Origin of the sequence: Candidiatus Paracoxiella cheracis (assembly GCF_049348705.1) — a bacterium.
Taxonomy (GTDB): domain Bacteria; phylum Pseudomonadota; class Gammaproteobacteria; order Coxiellales; family Coxiellaceae; genus Paracoxiella; species Paracoxiella cheracis.
The window spans coordinates 133,713-156,011 of the sequence record NZ_CP186485.1 but is presented as its reverse complement, the minus strand read 5'-3'; the positions used below and the strand labels follow the sequence as shown (position 1 = coordinate 156,011).

Here is a 22,299-nt window from a genome sequence, read left to right as displayed (position 1 = left end):
TTGAAAAAAGTAGAACGTGATGTTCAAAATACGTCGTATCCTGCTCGGAAAACCGCGTGATCCAATGAAAAAAGACACGCGCAAACATATCGCGCTAATCGCTTTTCTTGCATGGATTGGATTGGGCGCCGATGGTTTGTCCTCATCTTCCTACGGTCCAGAGCAAGCCTTTTATGCGTTAGGCCCACATACACATTTAGCTATCTATCTCGCTATTCTAACGGCTATTACGGTATTTTTGATTTCTTTAGCCTACAACCAGGTTATCAAATTGTTCCCCAATGGCGGCGGTGGCTATAAAGTTGCATCAAAATTAATCGGGCCACACGCAGGGCTCGTGTCAGGGGCTGCGCTGATCATTGACTATATTTTAACGATTGCGATTTCCATCGCTGCCGGTGCAGACGCGATTTTCAGTTTATTACCCCCAGCTTACCAACCGTACAAGCTCATCGCCGAATCACTCATTTTAGTATTGTTATTGATGACTAATTTAAGAGGCGCGAAAGAGTCCATCAAGATATTAATGATTATTTTTCTCGGATTTTTTGTCACACATATCATCATCATTGCTACCGGCATTATACTGCATGAAGGACAACTCACGACTGTTGTTCACACGTCTATTTACGATACCGCTAACCATATTAAAGTGTACGGATGGTTTTTTGTGTTAGCACTGTTCATGCGCGCCTATTCATTAGGTGCAGGTACTTACACTGGTTTGGAGGCTGTTTCAAATAACGTGAATATTCTTGCTGAACCTCGTGTCAAAACCGGCAGTTTAACCATGCTCTACATGGCCATTTCATTAAGCGTTGTGGCCGGCGGCATCATCTTACTTTACTTATTGTGGAATGTGCATCCCGTGCCCGGACAAACACTCAACGCAGTTGTATTCCGCTCGATATTAGAAGGCGTGCCACTTCATCATCTCATGCTACTCATTTTACTCATTTTGGAAGCGGGTTTATTGTTCGTCGCAGCCAATACAGGTTTTTTAGGTGGCCCGGCCGTGCTAGCCAATATGTCCCTTGATTCCTGGGTGCCACGACGTTTTGGGATGTTATCGAGTCGTCTTGTGACACAAAATGGCTTGATATTTTTTGGCTTAGCTGCTTTGCTTATTTTATTAGCGACCGATGGCAAAGTCGATTTTCTCGTTGTCTTATACAGCATGAACGTGTTTTTAACCTTTTCGATGTCATTATGGGGCCTCACGCTTTATTGGTTGCGACATCGTGCAAAAGAAAGGCGATGGTATATACAAATATTTTTCTCCGTACTCGCATTAGCTATCTGCGTATTGATCTTGCTAGTCACCTTGATTTCAAAGTTCGAGCTGGGCGGCTGGATCACGATCCTCATTACCTCATTAACGATTGGCTGCGGCATTAGCATAAAACGGCATTACAACCAATTTAATGCCTTAAAACGAAAGCTCAACAAAGAATTACATGTGCCCGTTGTCACGACAGAAGCTCAGGCACCTAAAATAGACCCCAAGAAAAATACCGCGGTTTTTCTCGTTAAAGAAATTGGTGCGGCCATGCATTCTTTGCTATGGGTAATACGCATATTTCCAAAACACTTTCAAAATTTCGTCTTTGTCAGTTTCGGTAAAGTTGATATCGGCAGCTTTGGTAGCGATGCCGCCTTAAAGAAATTGAAAGAGCAAACGGATGGCATACTTGATTATTTAGTGAAATATTCTCAATCACACGGCATTGCTGCTGATTCTTTTTCGGCATTTGGCACAGACCTTATAGAAGAAATTGTAAAGCTCTCCGAGCAAGTTAACAAAAAATATCCTCACGCTATCTATTTCGCCTCTCGTTACGTTTATCCCAATGAAAATTGGTTAACGCGCCTACTGCACAGTGACATTTCTGGAATTATCCAACGCCGCTTACATTTTTTAGGTGTGAAAATGTTGATCCTGCCTTTGAAATTAGAAGTGTAAAGCATCAAACAACGCAACAGCACTACATTTTTAAAGTATTTTTACTCATAGGAAAAAATACGCACGATTGCGCATAAAATTAAGAAAAAATTATTTTTATCAATTAACGCAAAACATGTTGATAAGGGTTTTTAATTATTTCAAACTTTAATACACACTTATATTTTATTTAATAAAAAATATTAAATCTAATCTTAATAAATAAGCGTCAGATTAATTTTAAACAACTTAAAGAATTAAAAATCTGATGACTCAATACATCTAAAATTTACAAAAATTAAAATAAAAAATAACAACTGACTACATTTAATAAAATTTATTTTCAAATAATTTTCTATTTTAAAAGGAGCGTATATCATGCCCAACAACCTGGGATTTAAACTTGATTTATTAGCTTTCACCTTAATTCTTAGAACGATGAGCTACAAAAACATACTCGGCGCTGAAACGACTGAAATTCTTCTACTGTTACAAGCGTTGCATCATATTGGAGTCAGGCTTAGAAAAAATTTTAACGATTTTGATAGACAACCAGACCAGAGCCATCTTACTACGGCCAGGATTATACCCAAGCTTTCAACATTATTAGCCAATGAAATTTCAAGTATTTTAGACCAAAATGCAATTGACTCTCTAAAAACAAAAACTAAAATGCTTTACGGGCGCATGGCCAGCAATGAGCTGGCCATTCCCTTCAAGGACCTTCGAACTGTTTTGTACAAACTAGATGAAGCTAGCACTAGGCAACAGCAGATATATCTTCAAAGCATTTTTGAACCTCTTAAGGATGCACGTCAACATCTTGAGAATGCATCTCGATCCTTTGAGGATGCACGCCTGAATCATCTACTCGAAGGATTAAAAACGCTTACCATGACTCTAGAAGAAATTACTGCTCATCTTCTACAAAAAGATGACTTCTACGCTCAGATCAATCCCTTAAAAATACCTTACCTCTGCAAGGAAATTAGTGAACTCACGTGTCAATTAACTGCTAAGCATGAAATATCTTGGAGGAAAAAATATAACCTGGCTTGTTCGTTTGGAAGAAAATGGGTGGGCAATCATTATGAACCTAAAATTGACAACAAATATTACTTAAGCTTACAAAAGAAAATAAAAACAACAGTTTCTATCATAAGAAACTATTTTTTTAACTTTTTTTCAAACAAAACTATTTCGACCTTACCAACCAAAATAAATGAGTGCTCGCGATTAAATGAGGGAGTGTCTCTATTTACCACAACATGGTGCGACGCTCTAATGTTGCCTGTTCATAGAAAACAAAGCATACAAACGCTTAAAATATAAATAAAATTTTAACATCATTAGCACATGGAGAAAAATATGCTAGAAGAAACCGGCTACGACCTAGACGAAAAATCAAATATCATGGATGCGCTACCAAAATCTCCACAAGCCCATCCGTTCGCATTCTATTTATATTTAATTAAAAGTCAAAAAGATCTATCAGATCGACTTACACTACTTAAAATCACATTCAATGCAGTTAAAAACTCGATACTCACTCTATGTGAAAAAAATATATTTCTAGAGGAAAATATTATTTTTTTAAAAGAAATTTTTAAAATTCTCATCGAGCTAAATCACTTTTTTTTCTCTGAAAAAAATCTAGACAGTTTTTTTAAAAAAAGCCTAGAGGATGTTCTTCCTAAAAATACAGAACAGAGAGATTCAATGCTTCTTAGTATGGATTTTTTATGTTTCATAACAAATGAGCTTTATACAAAAAATGCTTTTTCTATACCACAAATATTAGATCTAATTCTTAAGGATGAGAAAAATAACATTAATAACATTCCCATAATATTAATTCAATATGTGATGACTGTCATAAACTTCTATTCTGATAAAAATCCGGATCAGGTTCATAATCATTTTTGGCCTATTACACAAATATTTACAGAACTTAAAATGCATCAGGCCAATTTTCCAATAATAAAACTCTATATAGATTTTTTAAATCAATTCGACACGGACAGTATAAGAAACCACTGCAAAACAGATCGCCAATATCCAGTGAATTACTTGCTTCATACGGTAAAGACTGTTTCTAAGGAGTTGAAACAGAGTGCTACTACACTAGCGTTTCCAGACTTTATCATGTCTTATTTACAATACCTCTCTATGATTCACTCTAAGAAAAATCAATTTGTTACGCTAATCCAGCACTATTTGTTGCCTGCCGTTATAGAAACACAACCACTAAATGTTATTTATGAATACTTAAAATTTTTTAATTCACTAAAATGCCAAACAAATTATTACTTAAATCAAGATGACTTCCTTTCAACCACTAAAATCTTAGCCCGACGTGATGTATTAGAGCCCACTACCATACGCGCAGCCTCCTCATTTTATATGCTTTCTAAAGATCTTTTAACTGAGAAAGACTATAATCTTATATTAGAAGACACTGATTTTACACAGGAACTAAATACTTTTATCGAAAAAAATGTAGTCATGGCTTGTTCTGAAAAAAATTTGGTCAAGGCGTTTTTCATTCATTGGATTCTTCTTACTTGTCTTACAGAAAATACAGAGTCAAATTTTTATAAATTTTATGTCATGAAAACCCCTGGACAGCTCGAAAAACTCAATAAAGCGAAAAAAAATTCACTCGATTTACTACTATCTACGTATTTTCCAAAGACACAATCTAGTAGTATATACACGCAGAATTACGATGAAATTAACAATAAAGTTCAAGAGTTATTTCTTAATACCCCTCAAGAGGAAACGAATCACAATTTTGAGAACGCTTCCACTAATCCTAATAATTTATGGAAATCCCTGATCTACGATTCTCTTTACAGTGTCATATTGAGACTATCGACTAGTAAAATCGAACTAAATGGTAAGTTGTTTTCTCTCCTTATGGAAACATTGCGATTGATATCACCCCAGAATCCCAAAGGCAAAAACAATTACTCCCAAAGCCAATCATCATCTGACTCAGACTCAACAGAAGATTTTCCACCACCTTCGCCTTCATCACACCTAAATTGCAATTTTTTTGTTAGCTCACAAGTTAATCGACCTGTTTCTCAGCAGAACAGCATACCAAGTGGTGAAGAGCTTCAGCAAAACATAGCGGAAACACCTTTCGATGCGCGCGATGGAGAGCGAAGCGAAGGGGCGTATTCTGGGGTAGGCTGGGATTTTTTCCGAGCGTAAGCGACTGCAAAAAATCTTTACGAGGCGTCGAGTCAGTTGAGAGCCCGTGCGTAGTCGAGCCGTGAGGTCGCGGAGCGCGGGTGAGGAGGACGTCCGCGGTTATTTAAGTTGTCGCGTATTGCGAGTCGATTATTGACAGGGATGGCAATAATCTATCACGAGCATCGCGACACGCTTCCTATGCAGCATTAAGGATATATATTTTTAAAAACAACAATATCTTTATTAATTTTAAATTTCACAATAAGAGAGTGATTATGTCTAATATACTGATCAAATTAAAAGAAATAGCCGAATCTAATCCTAACAACATACGTATTCTATACAATAACTGTAAAGAAAAAGATCCTTTTTATTCTGTGTTTTCGGGGATTCCTGGACATACTGATCTACTTGAACATGTTCAGAATTATAAACATAAGTTTGAAGAAGAAGCACCGCCTTCTTATACTACTAGTAGTGAGCCTCTTTATCCAACGGCACCAAAAATGTGCTAGATAGACAAGGGCTTCGATATACACGGAGCCCTTGTGATTTACATCAATCTCAATCCGATCGCAATGTCTCGATCGGATCGAGTTTAGAAGCGCGGTGAGCCGGATAAAATCCGGAAATGATTCCAACTAATACAGAAACAACAAAACCTAAAATGGGCGGCAAGGGTAGCACGAAAAATTCCCAACCTGTTACAAGCGCTAAAATTAATGAGATCACTAAGCCAACGATGATACCAATAAGGCCGCCCAATACAGTTAAAATAACCGACTCCATTAAAAACATCCGACGAATGTCTGATCGTCGCGCACCTATGGCCATGCGGATACCAATTTCACGTCGGCGCTCCACCACGGAGACCAACATAATATTCATCACACCAATGCCACCAACTAATAGAGAAATACCGCCGATAGAACCCAACAACCACGTAAACGTAGATTGCTGTTTTTGCATAATGCCGATAATTTGTTGAGGATTTCTAAAAGTGACAGTTTCATTCGGCAGCAATGTCGCCATCGTCGCAGTAAGTTCTGCTTGAACTTTATTTAAATCTGGCTGAGGCACTAACCGAAATAAAACATTATTAATATTTGCATACTTGCTTAACAAATACGATGTACTCAGTGGAATAATAATACCCTTATCGATATTAGCATACAAAAACCAATTGGGCTGCCAATGTGCAGCTACTCCGATGACAGTAAACACTCGGTCTCCAATTTGAACCTGATGGCCAATCGGATTTTTGATCCCTTTTTGTGCGAATATATCGGCTAAACGAGTACCGATGACACAATAAAAACTGCTCTGATCCAAGCTAGATACAAAGCGACCCCGTGCCATATTAATCTCAACAATGCTTGCCAAACCGGCTGTAGCACCGATCACTTGACCATTTAATTGTTGGCCCTCGATCACGATCGTTTGGTATAGACTAATATAGGGAGCAACTCGAACTATTTGATTAGACGCAGCTTGTATTTTGGATACATCCGCAAGCGTTAATTGTTGTTGCTGTGATTCCGAGCTAGAAGAATTATTATCATCACTCTGTTGAACATCCATCGCTAATAAATTTGTTCCTAATGATTTGAACTGTGCGAGTGCATGTGCTGTTGCTAATTGACTCGAGGTGATTAAAGCAACGACGGAAGCGGTACCCACTAATATACCCAATATCGCCAGAAATGAGCGCAATTTGGAGGTAACCAAATTGGCTAATGCTTCTTTTATGTGAGCGAGAATATTCATCAATCATCTACTCAATAATTAAACCATCACTCAGTTTAATAACTCGTTGTGCTTGTTCAGCGACCTTTGCATCATGTGTAATAATCACAACCGTTGTGCCTTCGGTGCGATTTAATTCAATCAATAAATCCAGAACATCTTGTCCCGTTTTAGAGTCCAAAGAGCCCGTTGGCTCATCGGCTAAAATAATATGAGGACTTCCAACCAGCGCACGCGCAATTGCGACGCGCTGTTGCTGCCCTCCCGATAGTTCACTCGGTCTATGATGCGAATAACCACCCATACCCACTTTCTCTAACATCATTAAAGATTTTTCGTTAATGATTCTGCTATCCTCACCCCGATAAGAGAGCGGCAACCCAACATTCTGCAATGCGGTTAGCCGAGGTAATAGAAAAAAGGATTGAAAAATAAACCCAATGCTGCGATTACGCAAATAGGCTTGCTGATTTGGCATTAAACTTGAGGTCTCTTGCTTATTTAAATAGTATTCGCCAGTCGTTGGTTTATCTAATAAACCAACGATGTTCATCGTCGTCGTCTTGCCTGAGCCAGAAGCACCAATAATCGCAACGAGCTCTTCAGATTTAATATGGATACTAACCCCCTTGAGTGCCTCAAAGGTATTAGACCCCATTTTATAAACTTTGGTTACATTGCGCAGCTCTATCACGACTCACCTTCATGAATAACAATTTTATCGCCTGGTTTTACGCCTTGAATGATTTCGACATCACTTATTGTCGTATTCCCTGTCACAACTCTCACCTCTTTTTGTCGGCCTGTTTTAGGATCAATGATGGTGACATAGGACTTACCTTCTGTATTAAGAACAGCATTAATTGGCAGCAATATGTGCGGCGGATTTACAATATCAATTTCAAAATTGGCCGTCATTCCAACATGAATCACCTTGCGCTGTGCTACGGTAACATTTGGTATTTGAACCACAATATTAAACATGCTGAGAGCACCGCCGCTATCCTGAGGATTCCCTTGTTTAGCAACCGACGTGACTGTCCCGTGTAAGGTTATCCCTGGAAAAGCATATCCCGTAATAACCGCCTTGAGACCCTCTTTCATCTTATTAATATTAATCTCACTTACCTGCAACGTTGCAGAAAAGCCGGATAAATCACCAATCGATAAAATTAATTGCCCTTCTTTAACCTCAGCGCCTAAAGCGAGTTTTCCACCACTTTTACCATCATCACGACCACCATCACCGCTTGATTCGTCTTTAGTAGGAAATAGAGCAACCCCCGATCCACTTGCCGTTACCACGATATGTGAAAATCTTTTCTGTAATATTTTCGCGACTGCTTTTGTATCAGTAATCGACAGCTTTTCAATTTGTTCCGATGAAATGCCCGCTTTTTTCAGTACTTTTTCTAGGTCAAACCTGGCCTGGTAGAAGTTCAGCGTATTCGTTTCGTACTGACTTTTACCTGATAGATATTCATCTGTTGAAATCACACCGGCTTTATGCAATGCCTCAGTACCTTGAAATGAGCGACCCGTCGTTTCAAACGAATCTTTTGCCTGCAAATATTTACTTACGGCTTGGCGATAGTCACTGGCTAACTTTGATGAATTAATAATAACTAATCTTTGACCGTCTCGAATGACATCACCATATTTAAAATGCAGCTCCGTCACCGTTCCATCAACAGGACTCAATACAGGAATGTTCTTCAATGCTTGAAGCGTCCCTTTATAATATAGTTTTGTGACGGTCGATTTCTTTACCGCCGTTACGGTGACCAACTTTTTTTTCTTTGATGTCTTTTTTTTGTCTTGACATCCACCCATGATCAGCGCAACCGACAACAATATAACCGCTCCAAATTTGTAAAGGTATTGCATATTCATCATTTAGTACCTCAGGGTAATTCCCCATTTTTCCAATGTGATCCCTAATGTTTGATTCAATGTTGTAATCGAATTCAAAAATTGAATTTTATCACTGATCAAACTCGTTTGTTGTTGCAGCAATTGATCCTGCAGTTGATTAACCTCAAAAACTGTCGATTTTCCATATCTTAATTTAATTTGCGCATCCCTTAAGCTCTGAGCCTGTAATTCAACCGCTTGAATAGCTACTTTAATTTGTTCATATTGATTTTTGAGCTGATTGACTTGGTTGGTGACATTACTCACGAGTTGTTCTTTTGTTTGTTGTAATTGTACTTTTGCCTGCTCTAATTGAACTCGCGCATTCAGTACCTGTTGTTGTGCATTGACGTCATCGATCGGGATATCCAAAGTAAAACCGAGTGATGGGCCTGTACCCGATGCCGTCACTTGTCCCGGTTGCCCTTGCGTTGAGCCCGACGGTGGCAAATTGGTACCGCCAGCACTTTGCCCAACATTCGTACTCGCCGTAACATCGAGGGTCCATCGCGATTGATTTTTCGCTGAGATTAAATTGAGCTTATCTGCTCTTATTTGTATAAGCGCAGTTTGGTAATTAATATTATTTTCTAAGGCGAGCTGAATGCATTTTTTTAAACTCGGCAATTTAAATTCGGTAAATTCAAGGGTTTTATCAATAATGACTTTCGCTGTTGATACAAGCCCCAACGCCTGAAGAAATTGCTGATAATCGTTTTGTAAACTCGCTTTCTCTTGCATCATCGACAAACGCGTCGTTGCTAAATTTGCCTTTTGCTGCAATAAATCACTCGGCGCTATTTTTCCCGCTTTGACTTGCAATTCAGATTGATGCACCGTTTGTTGGGCGCGCAACACAGTTCGTTTTTGAATGGCAAAACTATTATAATCTTGAACCAATGCGCGATATGCATTAATAACATTCACGACTGCTGTAATGACACTATTTTTAAAACTTAGCTGAGCCACCTTTTCGCTAACTACCGCTTCACCTAAGGTCGCCGTGTTATAGGCCCAACCTGCACCTTTCAGTAAATGCTGCTTGATCTGTACTGTGGCTGTTCCCGTCGATCCATTAAACGCATTTCCATAACTCGCCGTCACCGTTGTACCCAGGGGTGTGTTTAATGTTACATTCGGACCAATGCTGTAATCAGGCCTAGAACCCCGCTGATATGCGACAGTACCGCTAAGATCAAATTGAGGCTCAAAGGCGTGATGGGCAACCACTAAGGCAAATTTATCAACGACACGCTGCAATTCAGCGCTCTCGACATCCGGATTGTTGCGTAAGGCCAACAATATGGCCTCTCTCAAACTTAGATGCTTCGGTATTCTCGGGGTAGTGATCGGTTTCGGCAAAAACGTTTGCATCGAGGCGTGTTCCTGCTCCTCAAAATATTGCCTGTGATCAGCGACAACATAAGGACTATCGCCGATAGAAACTGCGCCGGGTTGTGGCAACTCGCGGCCTATCGCTGTGGACAAGAAGCACATCCCTACAGCAACACAGTAGACTTGAACAGCTCGTCTCATCATTCAACCAATACCCTCAAAACATCCCATTGTATCGTATCTTGCACAATCACTCGACGGAAAAGATACAAACCAATGTCATAATTCACTGAAATTTCTACTAGAATTTCGCTGTCCTTACTCTAGCGTCTTGCATTTTCGCAGCTCATAACTCAGTTGTCCAAATATTTCCTGCTGATTCGATTCACTCCGAATTGTATCGTGGTAAGATTGCCTAAAATTAACTCGTTTTGGGGTTCAACCATTGAAAATCGTAGCCGATGAAAAAATCCCGCTGGTGAAAAAATTATTTGGCAGTTTTGGCGACATCATCCAAAAGCCAGGCTCTTCAATCCATCACGATGACCTTATCGATGCCGATGTCTTGCTGACTCGCACAGTAACCCGTGCCGATGCCGAGCTGTTGCATAACACTGCCGTCAAGTTTGTTGGAAGCGCCACCGCGGGGTACGATCACCTTGATATAGAGTGGCTAAGACGCTCAGGGATATTTTATTGCTATGCACCCGGTGTCAATGCAATCGCTGTTGCAGAATATGTTATCGGCTGCGTTGCCTATTTAAATAGCCAACAAATATTACCTGAAAACTGTCGAGCCGGCATCGTGGGTGTGGGGCATATTGGCGCTGAAGTACAACAAAAATTAACACGACTGGGTCTCGACGTATTATGTAATGACCCGCCTCGTGCACAGCACGAACCAACCTTTCATTCTGCGCCATTATCGCATTTCTATGATGTAGATTTAATTTGTATTCACACCCCCCTAACCATGAAAGGAGAGTTTCCCACCTATCATTTAATCGATGAATCGTTTTTAGAAAAATTAAAGCCCGGGTGCGTTTTATTAAATGCTGGTCGCGGCGCCGTTGTTAACAATCAAGCCTTAGCTGCCGCCGAGCATATTGTGGCCTGTTTAGATGTTTGGGAAAATGAACCCGATATTCATCTCGATATGCTGAAAAAAGCAGAGATCGCCACTCCCCATATTGCTGGCTATAGCCTTCAAGCTAAATATAAAGCCACCTATGCGGTATACCAAAAATTTATTGAACATTTTAACTTGAACGATCCCCATCAAGATAAATCGCCTGAAAATTTTATTCATGATATAAACCTACCGCTTCAACAATATGATAGTTGGCAACAAGTCGTATTAGCTGCTTTCAATCCACATCACGAAACAGTGAAAATGAAAACAGAATTATTAAATCATTCAAATGATGTGGGACAACGCTATGAAAAGTTAAGGCGTGATTATCCGTTAAGAAATGAATTCTCAACCCACACGCTTACACAAGAATTGTCACCATCAACTCAATCCATTCTGAAAAAGTTGGGAATCAAATAATTTCCTGTGGATCAACGTCCAACGACCATCGCACACGTCGTGACGAAGGTAAATTCGATAACTCAGACATTAAAGGTTTAATGGCGCTGTGTAAGATCGAGCGTTGCGATGATTGCAGTAATAATTGCACACGATATTTTCCGGCTTTGCGCTCCATAGTTGCCGGCACAGGACCATAGATTTCAACTGGATTATTTTTTTGTTTTGTCAAAATCTTTTTCACATCTTGCAGAAATTGCATGGGTAGTGATGATTGAATTGCTTCTGCTCGCAATAATGCCATATGTGCAAATGGCGGCATGCCGGCGTGTTCACGCTCATTTAATAGTACATTTGCAAATTCCGTATAACCTTTTTGTAATAATATTTGCAAAAAAGGATTGCTGGGATGATGCGTTTGAATGAAAACTTCACCGCTTTTTTCACGCCCCGCACGACCCGAAACTTGAACCAATAGTTGAGCCATACGTTCTAGTGATCGAAAATCTGCGCTAAAAAATCCGCTATCAGCATCCACGATCGCCACCAATGTCAAATTCGAAAAATGATGTCCCTTTGCTAACATCTGTGTGCCAATTAAAATATCAGCCTGTGAATCGTGAATTTTTTTTAGTTTATCCTTCATGCTGCCTTTTTTTCGTGTACTATCTCGATCAATGCGAACAATATCATGCTGAGGAAAACGTTTTTTTAATATCTCCTCCAATCGTTCCGTCCCCGATCCCAAACTAATCAGTTCGCTTTGATGACATTCAGGACAAATTCGTGGCGGGGCCTTACTCGTGCCACAGTGATGGCAATAAAGTCTCTCTGGGTTATAGTGCAACGTTAATCGCGCGTCACAACGATGACACAACATGATCCAGCCACAGCTATGACACAGGATTGTTGGGGCATACCCCCGACGATTTAAAAATAACATCACTTGTCCGTGCTGACTTAAATGCATATCCATCGCTTTTAATAACGTTTCACTTAATCCTGACTCTAATGTACGATTGCGCAGATCTATAATTTTAATATCGGGAGAGAGTGCATCGCCTGCACGATTGGGCAAGCGCAGCAAGTGATAGCGATTGCGTTGTGCGTTGTAAAGGCTTTCTAGTGATGGAGTCGCAGACCCTAAAATAACCGGGATTTTTTCAATTTGTCCACGCATGACCGCTAAATCTCGTGCAGAGTAACGAAACCCCGATTGTTGCTTAAACGATTGATCATGTTCCTCATCCAAAATTATCATGCCTGGGTTTAATAACGGTGTGAAAATAGCAGAGCGCGTTCCGATGATGATAGCCGCCGTTCCATAACGCGCCTTTAACCACGTTTGCATTCGGGCCTTATCTGTTAAGTTGGAATGAATTAATTCAACAGACACATTAAAACGTTTCTGAAATCGTTCGACCGTTTGTGGTGTAAGTGCAATTTCAGGCACTAACACGAGTGCTTGTTTATTTTCACTCAACACTTTATCAATGCAATGTAAATAAACTTCCGTTTTCCCGCTACCTGTAACGCCCGCTAATAAAAATGTTTGAAACCCTTTTTGCTTTGTAATCGCATCAACAGCATCGCGTTGATACTCATTTAATTGAATGTGTGATTTTTGGGATTGATGCCGCTCATCGATGCTTTCAGTTCGTATTGCTGATTTTCCTTGTCGCAAGGATTTTGGGAGCGCACCCACCACCACTTCACCAATAGGGTAGTGATAGTAGTCGCTCGCCCATCGATAGAGTTTTAATAAGTCTGTCGGTATGAGTGGTTCGTCATCCAATATGGCTATGATGGGTTTGAGTCTGTCCGATGGCAGTTCCGACTGATCCGCTATTTCTAACAATACACCAACCGTTTCACGGCGACCAAATGGGATTTTGATACGAATTCCCGGTTGTAGTTGGTTTTTCGTTACGCCATCAATCGGCAAATAATCAAAGAGTTGCCATAACGGTGTTGCAACTGCAATTCGTAAGATCATATTTTTTTTGTCCATCGACTTATCATAGCCTGAAAACAGCGCTATTCAAATTGCTGGGTGTTAAATGAATTCCAACGATATGAGATGAAAGCGCTGTTCGTTTCTAAGGACTTTCAATTGCTGGCTGAGACGGAACGGGTGTTTGTTTGTCGGACCTCAAGTACCATGGATGGTACTTAGCAGCTAAGGATAGCGCCTCCCGAAAACACAAATCCCTTCTCGTATTGACAAACAATTGAAATTCATCATAAGGGATACACTTTTAACGCCCAGCAATTTGAATGCAGGTGCGAGTTTGCTATGATAGCTTCGCTAAATGAAAAGGGGAGACTATGGCAACTTACAACACCAGTGAATTTCGAGGCGGACTTAAAGTCATGCTCGATGGCGATCCTTGTAACATCATTGAAAATGAATTCGTTAAACCCGGGAAAGGCCAAGCCTTTAACCGAGTCAAACTTCGCAACCTCAAAACCGGCCGCGTGCTAGAACGCACATTCAAATCAGGTGAAAGCCTCCCTGCTGCCGATGTCATCGAAGTTGAAATGCAATATTTATACAACGATGGTCAATTTTGGCACTTCATGTCACCCGACACCTATGAACAATATGCAGCCGGTGAAGCAGCCGTCAGTGATGCTAAAAAATGGCTCAAAGAACAAGACACGTGCACCGTTACGATGTACAACGGCGCACCCTTAGCCGTTGCACCACCCACTTTTGTGACATTAAGAATCGTTGAAACCGATCCTGGCATCCGAGGCGACACCGCCACCGGTGGAACAAAATCGGCCGAATTAGAAACTGGCGCCAAAGTACGTGTACCTTTATTCCTTAATGAAGGCGAATTAATTAAAGTTGACACGCGCACCAGTGAATACGTCTCTCGTGTTAAAGAATGACTTGGAAACCAACCGCGCCGCTGTCTAACTTACGACTACGTGCAGATTTACTCTCACGGATTCGTCAATTCTTTGTCGAACGCGATGTTTTAGAAGTCGACACGCCGTTGTTGTGCCAACACACAGTCACCGATCTTCATATTGACAGCTTTAAAGCTGAATCCTATTACTTACAAACGTCGCCCGAATATGCGATGAAGCGTTTATTGGCCGCCGGCAGTGGATCGATTTTTCAAATTTGCAAAGCCTTTCGCAACAATGAAAGCGGGCACCAACATAATCCTGAGTTTACGATGTTAGAGTGGTATCGCCTCAGGTTTGATCATCACAATTTAATGGATGAAATGGATGAATTATTACAAACCGTGTTAAACGCACCACACGCAGAACGAATTTCCTATCAACAATTATTTTTAGATGAGTTTGGCATCGATCCACATACCTGTGATTTACACTCACTACAACAATGTGCCGCCGATCACAACTTAGCACTGTCAAACCCTATCAATGATAAAGACACATTACTGCAATTATTGCTAAATCATTTCATTGAACCGAAGCTCGGGGTTAACAGACCCACATTTATTTATGACTTTCCTGCATCACAAGCAGCGCTTGCAAAAATAAATGCTGGCAAAGCAGAGCGCTTCGAAGTTTATATACAAGGCACAGAAATAGCGAATGGATTTCATGAGTTAACGAATGCTAAAGAACAATTACAACGCTTTCAGCACGAACAAGACCGCCGAAAAAAAATCAACCGCACTGTTCCTGCGATAGACCAACGATTTATAAAGGCACTAGAACACGGCCTGCCAGATTGCGCAGGGGTTGCGCTAGGCTTAGATCGATTATTAATGATCTTGGCCAACACAAAAAATATTGCCGATGTGATCACCTTTCCTTGGGACCGCGCGTAATTTAGTTTGTGGCTTCGCTAATTCACGATAACTATTTAATGATACCGCACGCTAATCGACCATCACCGCCACCTAATTTTTCAGGTGTGTCGGAATAATTGTCACCGCCAACATGGAAAATTACAGAATGACCGATGACCTGTGAAACTTTCAAGCGGGGTGCTAACACAGGCAAAGTCACACTACCGTCCTGATCAACCGTCAATGCAGGTAAATCGCCTAAATGACCATTTGAATTATAAGGCCCTAAATGTTCACCCGTGTTTTGTGGATCAAAATGACCACCGGCAGCTTCGCCATTATCAGCACAAGATGGATTCACATGAACGTGAAAACCGTGAATTCCTGGTGGCAAAGTATGGAGAAGAGGAGTGATTAACATACCGTATCGTGTGTCGGTCAATTCAACCGAGCCAATCGATGCACCATGACCTGTTGGTGCAACACGATAAAGTTTTACCGTCACGGATTTTGCAAAACCATTTGAAGTAACTAATAAAAAACATGACAGTATTAACGTTATTAACGCAAGCATCCACTTTGACATCATCGACACCCTCTATTTGTTTTTGGGAGTCGCAATCATCTCCCCCAATTTGATAATGCTATCAGCTTTTAAACGCTCATGCCATGTAATTGAATTTTTTGGAAATAATAAAATTACCGTCGAACCGATTTTAAAATGACCAATCTCATCACCACGACCTAACTCAATATTTTCTTTATGATCATTAAAACGATGCACGGTTTTTCGTGTGGGCGGTGTAACCTGGCCATGCCAAACTGTGACGATGCTACCCACCAACATCGCACCCACAATCACCATTGCCATGGGTCCAAGGGCTGTTTCAAACAAACAGACCACCCGTTCATTGCGCGCAAATAAATTATCAATATGTGCAACAGAAATAGGATTTACTGAAAATAATCGTCCTGGCACATGAATCATTTCAAGCAAACGACCCGCAATGGGCATATGGATACGATGGTAATCTTTCGGTGCTAAATACGCTGTTAAAAATTCACCTTCTTGAAAGCATTCCACATGTTCTGCGCACCCGCCTAACAAAGCGGTTAAATCATAGAATTTTCCTTTAGCCTGCAAAATACGATCACCCGTCAAACGTCCCAGTTCGCTAACGGCACCATCAACCGGTGAAATGATTGCATTTGGGTTTGCATCAACTGGACGCACACCCGATCTCAAATGACGCGTAAAAAATTCATTAAATGTCGAGTAGGCATGATAATCGGAATACAAAGCTTCAGTCATATCGACGTTGTATCGTTTAATAAACCAGGCAATAAATCGATTTTTAAGCCACTTCCAACGTCGATCCGCCAACCAACCAACCAGCAAGGACAACGCGTGATGTGGTAAGAATTTATGCATGCCAACCGATGATTGTTTCGTCATAATAATGCCCGTATTATTGTTATGTCCTGCAGCGAAGCTGCGGTAATTTGTTTTGACCGAGGATAACACATTTGCAGATCTATTTAGTAGGCGGTGCTGTTCGTGACACTCTATTGGGCTTACCCGTCAAAGAAAAAGATTGGGTTGTCGTTGGCGCCTCGCCAGAAGACATGATTGCGCAAGGTTTTAAACCGGTGGGTAAAGATTTCCCTGTATTTTTACACCCTAAAACACATGAAGAGTACGCACTTGCCCGCACGGAACGCAAAGTAGGCAAAGGTTATAAAGGATTTACTTTTCACGCATCGAGCGATGTCACACTTGAGGATGATCTTAAACGTCGTGATTTAACCATCAACGCCATGGCACAATCTCCCGACGGCAAGTTGATCGATCCTTATGGCGGGCAAGCGGATTTAAAAAATAAAATCATGCGACATGTTTCACCGGCTTTTCAAGAAGATCCCGTACGAATCTTACGCCTTGCGCGCTTTAGTGCAAAGTTTCCCGATTTTAAAATTCATCCCGATACGCTCGAACTCATGCACAAGATGGTCATCGCTGGCGAAGTCGATGCACTTGTTGCTGAACGTGTATGGCAGGAATTAGAGCGCGCTTTAGTCAATGAGCAACCCGCCCGCTTTTTTGAAACGTTGGCAGCCTGCGATGCATTATCCATTTTATTTCCGCAGATTAATATAAAAGGTGAGGGCATGGTTGCGTTAAAGTCTGCAACAAGTATAACTGATTCAGCCACCATACGATTCGCGGCTTTATTGCATCGTGTACCCGAAGACGATATTCAAACCCTGTGTCGCCGCTATCGCATTCCTAATGATTATTCGGATTTAGCATTGTTAGCGTCACGACAAGGTGATTATTTTAAAGATATTCATCATGCTGATGCAAAAAAGTTATTAATCTTTATTTTAGCTGTCGATGCACTTCGTCGCCCTGAGCGTTTTCAGGATTTTCTCGTTGCCATAAAGGCAAGTAATCCCACTTTTAATGAGTCTTCTGAAGCAATCGTTCAAAAAGCGATTGATGCCATCAAGTCCGTCGATATTAAGCCATTGCAAGATAAAAATTTAAAAGGTGAAGATTTTGCAAAAGCACTTAAAAAATTACGCCTCGACGCCATCCAAACCGCTATTCAGTAATATTTAAATTGTTTTTTAAAGTGTATCCCTTGTCTAGAATTTCAATTGCTTGCCAATACGAGAAGGGATTTGTGTTTTCGGGAGGTGCCATCCTTAGGCTGCTTAGTGCCATCCTGGCACTAACGCCCGAAAACACAAATCCCTTCTCTTTGCCGCAATTGAAATGCTATTTAAACAAGCTATATCCCTTGCTTTTTAAAACTATTTGAATATTAATCAGCATCCCAAGTCATGCTAGCACTTTGCTCTGGGCCATTAAACACTTTGATTGTAACGGATGAAATAACGTGATCTGCAATGAACTTCTCATCACTCACGATTTCATTTAAAAACCACCGCGACAAATCTTCAAGCGTTGTATTTTCGACAGGCAACATTATGACATCATTTTTTAAAAAAGGGATTTTTTCATGATTGAATGTCACGTGATAATAATCAGCATCTTCGTCTATGGATAAATAAGGAGAATTTTTGGGTAACAAAAAATGGCAGTGCAGCGCATTACACAAAGACTTTAGGCGATCTTTAAAAATAGTATAATTAAAAGTTATCCCGGGTTCTTGTATGGCGGCGGTGACGGTAGCTGCAAGTGAATAATTGTGGCCGTGCAAACGTTCACGCGTCGTTTTAGAAAAAATGGTAAAATGCCCAGCAGAAAAGGTATAAGGACCTTCATAAAATTCTAACACGACTAATCTTGCCATTATAGTTTCTCCAGCTGACTCATCATTGAAAAACCCATCAAATCTTTGTCATAATTTCGCGTTAAGGCAATCGCTTTAAACAACTCACCCATCTCACTCGGCAATGTTAACAATTTTACTTGTTGTGCAAAATTGTAATGGGACTCCACGTCATCAACACTCGGCAACATCGAATCAATACCACAAGCTAACAAAAATCCCGCCTGATGTGTATAACCAGCAACAGTCAGTTTATTCATAGCGGCAGCTTTTGCAACAGCAGTAAAATCAACATGCGCAGTAATATCTTGAATGCCGGGATACAAAAAAGGATCCGTATGCGCATGATGACGATAATGACACATCAACGTGCCAGTATTTCGATCCGGATGATAATATTCACGAGTCGGAAACCCATAATCGATTAACAAAATCAGCCCTTGCTCCAGTATATCCGACAAACTTGTAATCCACGGCCTTAACAAAAGATTAATTTCAGACTCATAATCTTCGGGGAGCCCAATATCTAAATCTTCAATAGCCTGTTTAAGCGACGGCACGCTAGGTTCAGCGAGAAGCCGGGTAAATTTACCTTCTTTAAGAGTTACATAATATTCCTGTATGCCATTTTTCTTCTTAAATTTATGCACTGGCATCGCATCCATAACTTCATTACCGACGATAACGCCCTTGATTTTTTTTTCTGGCAGATGATCCAACCAAATTACTTTAGGCAATAAATGCGGCGCATGCGTTTGGAATAAGCGTTGCTGACGATCACGCAAATCTGCACTGAGATCTAAAATATAATAATGACGGGGTAATTGCTTGCGTCGTTCCCATTCCTGAAGCATCGCTAATGCCATGGCACCAGATCCAGCGCCTAACTCTAAAATGTCAGCATCTGTAAGATCTCGCAATACCTGCTCACACTGTCTCGCCACACACTGTGAAAATAGGGGCGATATCTCCGGCGCCGTCACAAAGTCCCCAGCCGCACCAAACTTTTGTGAGCCTGCACTGTAATAACCCAAAGCCCGCGCATAAAGTGCAAGCTGCATATACCGTGCAAAGGGCATGGGGCCATTCGCAGTAATTTCTTCAATGATTTGCGAGCGCAGTGCGTCACTATGAGCCTTTGCAATTGGATCTGGAGCTGGTAAGTTATCTTCATTCATTGTTGGGCTACTGTATAGGAAATCTGTATGAAGTCAAATCGACCCGTTGCACTCATCACCGGTGCTGCAAAACGCCTTGGGGCATCGTTCGCACGTTTGTTACACGCTAATGAATATAATGTTGTTATCCACTATCGTCATTCAAAAACAGATGCAGAGGCACTTTGTCAGTCTCTAAATGACACACGCGCTAATTCAGCCGTCACCATCCAGGCTGATTTTGAAAACACGCCTTCACTGCTAAAATTAATTAAAGAAGCTCACCAACAATGGCAACGTCTCGATGTTCTTATTAACAACGCTTCAGACTATTTCCCAACAAAGATGGGAAAGACTACCGAAGCACAGTGGCAAACACTGATGGCGAGTAATTTAAAAGCACCTTATTTTTTATCGCAAACAGCGACACCTTATTTACGCCAAACACAAGGATGTATTGTGAATATCAGCGATGTGAACGCGCTACTCCCGCTAAAAAATTATGCTGTTTATTGCACTGCGAAAGCCGGTCTAAATATGTTAACAAAAGCATTGGCGTTGGAATTAGGACCAGAAATTCGCGTCAATGCTGTGGCGCCTGGACCGACATTATGGCCTGAGGGTAAAAACGCTCCCGATGAAGCAACAAAATTAAAAAGTATTGATCGAACGATTTTAAAACGCAAAGGTGAGCCAAACGATATTGCCAGTGCAGTTATTTTTCTTATTCAGCACTCTCATATTACCGGACACATTTTAAATGTTGATGGTGGTAAATCAGCATTTCTTTAGAGCAATATTTCACTTTATTATATTGATTTTTTTTGATACAGTTGCAAATGTAATTATAACCACGATGTTCACGAAATTTTATTTCGCTAACTGATTAGTAAAATAAAAAACGACAAGGTTGTGAACATCGTGGAGATCACTCCAGGAGAACGAGTGGAAAATCACGACACTACAAAACAACCCAAAGGATTGTGGTTTATTGCCATTTCGTTTGCTTTGTTTAGTTTTGGTTTAGGCGTTCTAATCACATTACTTGTTTTATATCTCACAGAAGTTCTAAAATTCCCTACTGCACAGGCATACACTTTATTTGCTACCTTCTTTAGCTTCTTATATATCTTGCCTGTTTATAGCGGTCGCTTGTCCGATTGGTTCGGCTACAAAAGGTCTTATGTTTACGGCATCATTTTTGCTGTCATCGGGTTATTTTTACTCAGCATCCCCAATCGCACTATGCTCTATTTTTCTCTCTCACTTTTTATCTGCGGTGCAAGCTTGGAGTTACCTGCATTTCTAGTCTTGCTTGGTAAAATGTATGAAAAAAATGATGTGCGGCGAGAAAGTGGATTTACCTGGTTTTATTTGATAATGAATGTTAGCTATCTCATCGCATCGATCGCGGGAGGTTACATCGAAAAATTAGTCAGCTTTCACGTTGCTTTTCTAGTTTCTGCAATCGTCTCTGTGACCTCATTGCTCGCATTTTATATTGGTCACAACACCATTATTCCTCATCCCACACGCGATTTAACGGCGCGACTCAAGTGGAGTCAGTTGAATATGACGCTGGCGTTAATCGTCACTGCTCTCATTCCGTTACCTATCGGTTATTATTTATTAAAAATTGCAGCAATCAGTAACGAACTCATACTCGCCTTTGGCGCAGTCATTATCATTGGTATTTTCGTGTTTGCACTCTATCAAAAAACACGAGCAGCTCGCTATAAGTTGTTTGCCTTTATATTGCTCTCAATTCTTTCCATTGGCTTTTGGTCTTTATACACATTAGAACCCTCATTGATAACTATATTCATAAAGAACAATGTGAATCGCGCGATCTTTGATACAATCATTCCGCCTTCCGTTTTTTATGGATTTAATCCTCTTTTCATTATTGTTGTCGGCGTCATTTTTTCTTATTTATGGGTTTATTTGCGCAGGAGAAATAAAGACCTGGAGCTACCCACAAAATTTACATTGTCCATATTTATTATGGGTATCGGATTTTTACTACTCGCCCTAACTACTGCTGCAGAAGGCATGCACGGTAAAATAAATATGGGTTGGCCGATTCTAGGCTATTTATTTTTTGCTACTGCGGAGTTATTAATCAGCCCGATCGGGCTGGCCATGGTCGGCCGGCTATGTCCCGAGGGTACCGAAGGATTTTTAATGGGCGTTTGGCAAGTCTTTATTGGTCTATCTGCTGCTATTTCATCTTATTTTGCTAAAATGGCTGTGGTTCCAAAACACGGCACTGCGATAGCAACCAACCCTATTTATAGTCACGCTTTTGTAAAAATCGGCTTGATTGGTATCGCGTTAGCGATAATTTCGTTAATATTAATACCGTTTATTAAAAAAGCTATTGCTATGAGATAAT

General features: G+C 40.6%; 18 protein-coding genes. 9 read left to right on the top strand and 9 right to left on the bottom strand.

All coding sequences use genetic code 11. The annotated features are described in order from the left end of the window. Nucleotides 1-19 precede the first annotated feature (19 nt). From ACJMKR_RS00775 to ACJMKR_RS00765, 3 genes are all read left to right on the top strand, one after another. Nucleotides 20-1,963, top strand: coding sequence for an APC family permease (locus tag ACJMKR_RS00775; protein ID WP_423063365.1), 1,944 nt, complete (start codon nt 20-22; stop codon nt 1,961-1,963). A 357-nt stretch (nt 1,964-2,320) separates the two neighbouring features. After that, nucleotides 2,321-3,274: a hypothetical protein gene (locus ACJMKR_RS00770; RefSeq protein WP_423063364.1), complete on the top strand. Its 954-nt coding sequence runs from the start codon at nt 2,321-2,323 to the stop codon at nt 3,272-3,274. A 36-nt stretch (nt 3,275-3,310) separates the two neighbouring features. Next, nucleotides 3,311-5,161 (top strand): hypothetical protein, encoded by a 1,851-nt coding sequence (locus ACJMKR_RS00765; RefSeq protein WP_423063363.1) that lies wholly within the window; start codon nt 3,311-3,313, stop codon nt 5,159-5,161. A 546-nt stretch (nt 5,162-5,707) separates the two neighbouring features. On the opposite strand, the gene ACJMKR_RS00760 is transcribed toward ACJMKR_RS00765, so the two are convergent. Genes ACJMKR_RS00760 through ACJMKR_RS00745 form a run of 4 tightly spaced genes read right to left on the bottom strand, consistent with a single transcriptional unit; the run spans nt 5,708 to nt 10,105 of the window. Beyond that, nucleotides 5,708-6,910 carry an ABC transporter permease gene (locus ACJMKR_RS00760; protein WP_423063362.1) on the bottom strand — a complete coding sequence of 401 codons (1,203 nt, stop codon included), beginning with the start codon at nt 6,908-6,910 and terminating at the stop codon, nt 5,708-5,710. A 7-nt stretch (nt 6,911-6,917) separates the two neighbouring features. After that, complete coding sequence (locus ACJMKR_RS00755; RefSeq protein ID WP_423063361.1) at nt 6,918-7,583, bottom strand: ABC transporter ATP-binding protein; 666 nt, start codon at nt 7,581-7,583, stop codon at nt 6,918-6,920. Continuing rightward, nucleotides 7,580-8,785, bottom strand: coding sequence for an efflux RND transporter periplasmic adaptor subunit (locus tag ACJMKR_RS00750; protein WP_423063360.1), 1,206 nt, complete (start codon nt 8,783-8,785; stop codon nt 7,580-7,582). Before ACJMKR_RS00750 ends, ACJMKR_RS00755 begins: the two co-directional genes overlap by 4 nt. Next, nucleotides 8,786-10,105, bottom strand: coding sequence for a TolC family protein (locus tag ACJMKR_RS00745; protein ID WP_423063359.1), 1,320 nt, complete (start codon nt 10,103-10,105; stop codon nt 8,786-8,788). Nucleotides 10,106-10,616: 511 nt separating this feature from the next. On the opposite strand from ACJMKR_RS00745, the gene ACJMKR_RS00740 reads away from it, so the two are divergent. Then, entirely contained in the window at nt 10,617-11,690 is a 1,074-nt protein-coding gene (locus tag ACJMKR_RS00740; protein WP_423063358.1) for an NAD(P)-dependent oxidoreductase, read from the top strand. On the opposite strand, the gene ACJMKR_RS00735 is transcribed toward ACJMKR_RS00740, so the two are convergent. After that, nucleotides 11,683-13,680 carry a primosomal protein N' gene (locus ACJMKR_RS00735; protein ID WP_423063357.1) on the bottom strand — a complete coding sequence of 666 codons (1,998 nt, stop codon included), beginning with the start codon at nt 13,678-13,680 and terminating at the stop codon, nt 11,683-11,685. The two genes, ACJMKR_RS00740 and ACJMKR_RS00735, sit on opposite strands and share 8 nt — an antisense overlap. 317 nt (nt 13,681-13,997) lie before the next feature. Here ACJMKR_RS00735 and efp point away from each other — a divergent pair, with 317 nt between their 5' ends. Together efp and epmA are read left to right on the top strand one after the other, a co-directional pair. Then, entirely contained in the window at nt 13,998-14,567 is a 570-nt protein-coding gene (efp, locus tag ACJMKR_RS00730) for an elongation factor P (protein WP_423063356.1), read from the top strand. Then, nucleotides 14,564-15,487 (top strand): elongation factor P--(R)-beta-lysine ligase, encoded by a 924-nt coding sequence (gene epmA / locus ACJMKR_RS00725; protein WP_423063355.1) that lies wholly within the window; start codon nt 14,564-14,566, stop codon nt 15,485-15,487. The genes efp and epmA overlap by 4 nt, the downstream gene beginning before the upstream one ends. Nucleotides 15,488-15,518: 31 nt before the next feature. On the opposite strand, the gene ACJMKR_RS00720 is transcribed toward epmA, so the two are convergent. Then, complete coding sequence (locus ACJMKR_RS00720; RefSeq protein WP_423063354.1) at nt 15,519-16,037, bottom strand: superoxide dismutase family protein; 519 nt, start codon at nt 16,035-16,037, stop codon at nt 15,519-15,521. A gap of 9 nt (nt 16,038-16,046) precedes the next feature. Beyond that, on the bottom strand, nt 16,047-16,904 hold the full coding sequence (gene asd / locus ACJMKR_RS00715) for an archaetidylserine decarboxylase (RefSeq protein ID WP_423063353.1): 858 nt from the start codon (nt 16,902-16,904) through the stop codon (nt 16,047-16,049). A 62-nt stretch (nt 16,905-16,966) separates the two neighbouring features. On the opposite strand from asd, the gene ACJMKR_RS00710 reads away from it, so the two are divergent. Continuing rightward, nucleotides 16,967-18,064 (top strand): multifunctional CCA tRNA nucleotidyl transferase/2'3'-cyclic phosphodiesterase/2'nucleotidase/phosphatase, encoded by a 1,098-nt coding sequence (locus ACJMKR_RS00710; RefSeq protein ID WP_423064258.1) that lies wholly within the window; start codon nt 16,967-16,969, stop codon nt 18,062-18,064. A 212-nt stretch (nt 18,065-18,276) separates the two neighbouring features. Here ACJMKR_RS00710 and ACJMKR_RS00705 read toward each other — a convergent pair whose 3' ends face one another. Beyond that, nucleotides 18,277-18,768: a 6-pyruvoyl trahydropterin synthase family protein gene (locus ACJMKR_RS00705; protein WP_423063352.1), complete on the bottom strand. Its 492-nt coding sequence runs from the start codon at nt 18,766-18,768 to the stop codon at nt 18,277-18,279. After that, the gene (locus ACJMKR_RS00700) at nt 18,768-19,925 is read right to left on the bottom strand and encodes a class I SAM-dependent methyltransferase (protein ID WP_423063351.1); all 1,158 of its coding nucleotides are present in this window, start codon (nt 19,923-19,925) and stop codon (nt 18,768-18,770) included. Before ACJMKR_RS00700 ends, ACJMKR_RS00705 begins: the two co-directional genes overlap by 1 nt. A 27-nt stretch (nt 19,926-19,952) precedes the next feature. Between ACJMKR_RS00700 and ACJMKR_RS00695 the strand changes: the two genes are divergently transcribed. Then, nucleotides 19,953-20,696 (top strand): pteridine reductase, encoded by a 744-nt coding sequence (locus ACJMKR_RS00695; protein ID WP_423063350.1) that lies wholly within the window; start codon nt 19,953-19,955, stop codon nt 20,694-20,696. Between the two features lie 153 nt (nt 20,697-20,849). After that, nucleotides 20,850-22,298, top strand: a complete 1,449-nt coding sequence (locus tag ACJMKR_RS00690) for a peptide MFS transporter (RefSeq protein WP_423063349.1) — start codon at nt 20,850-20,852, stop codon at nt 22,296-22,298. Nucleotide 22,299 lies beyond the last annotated feature (1 nt).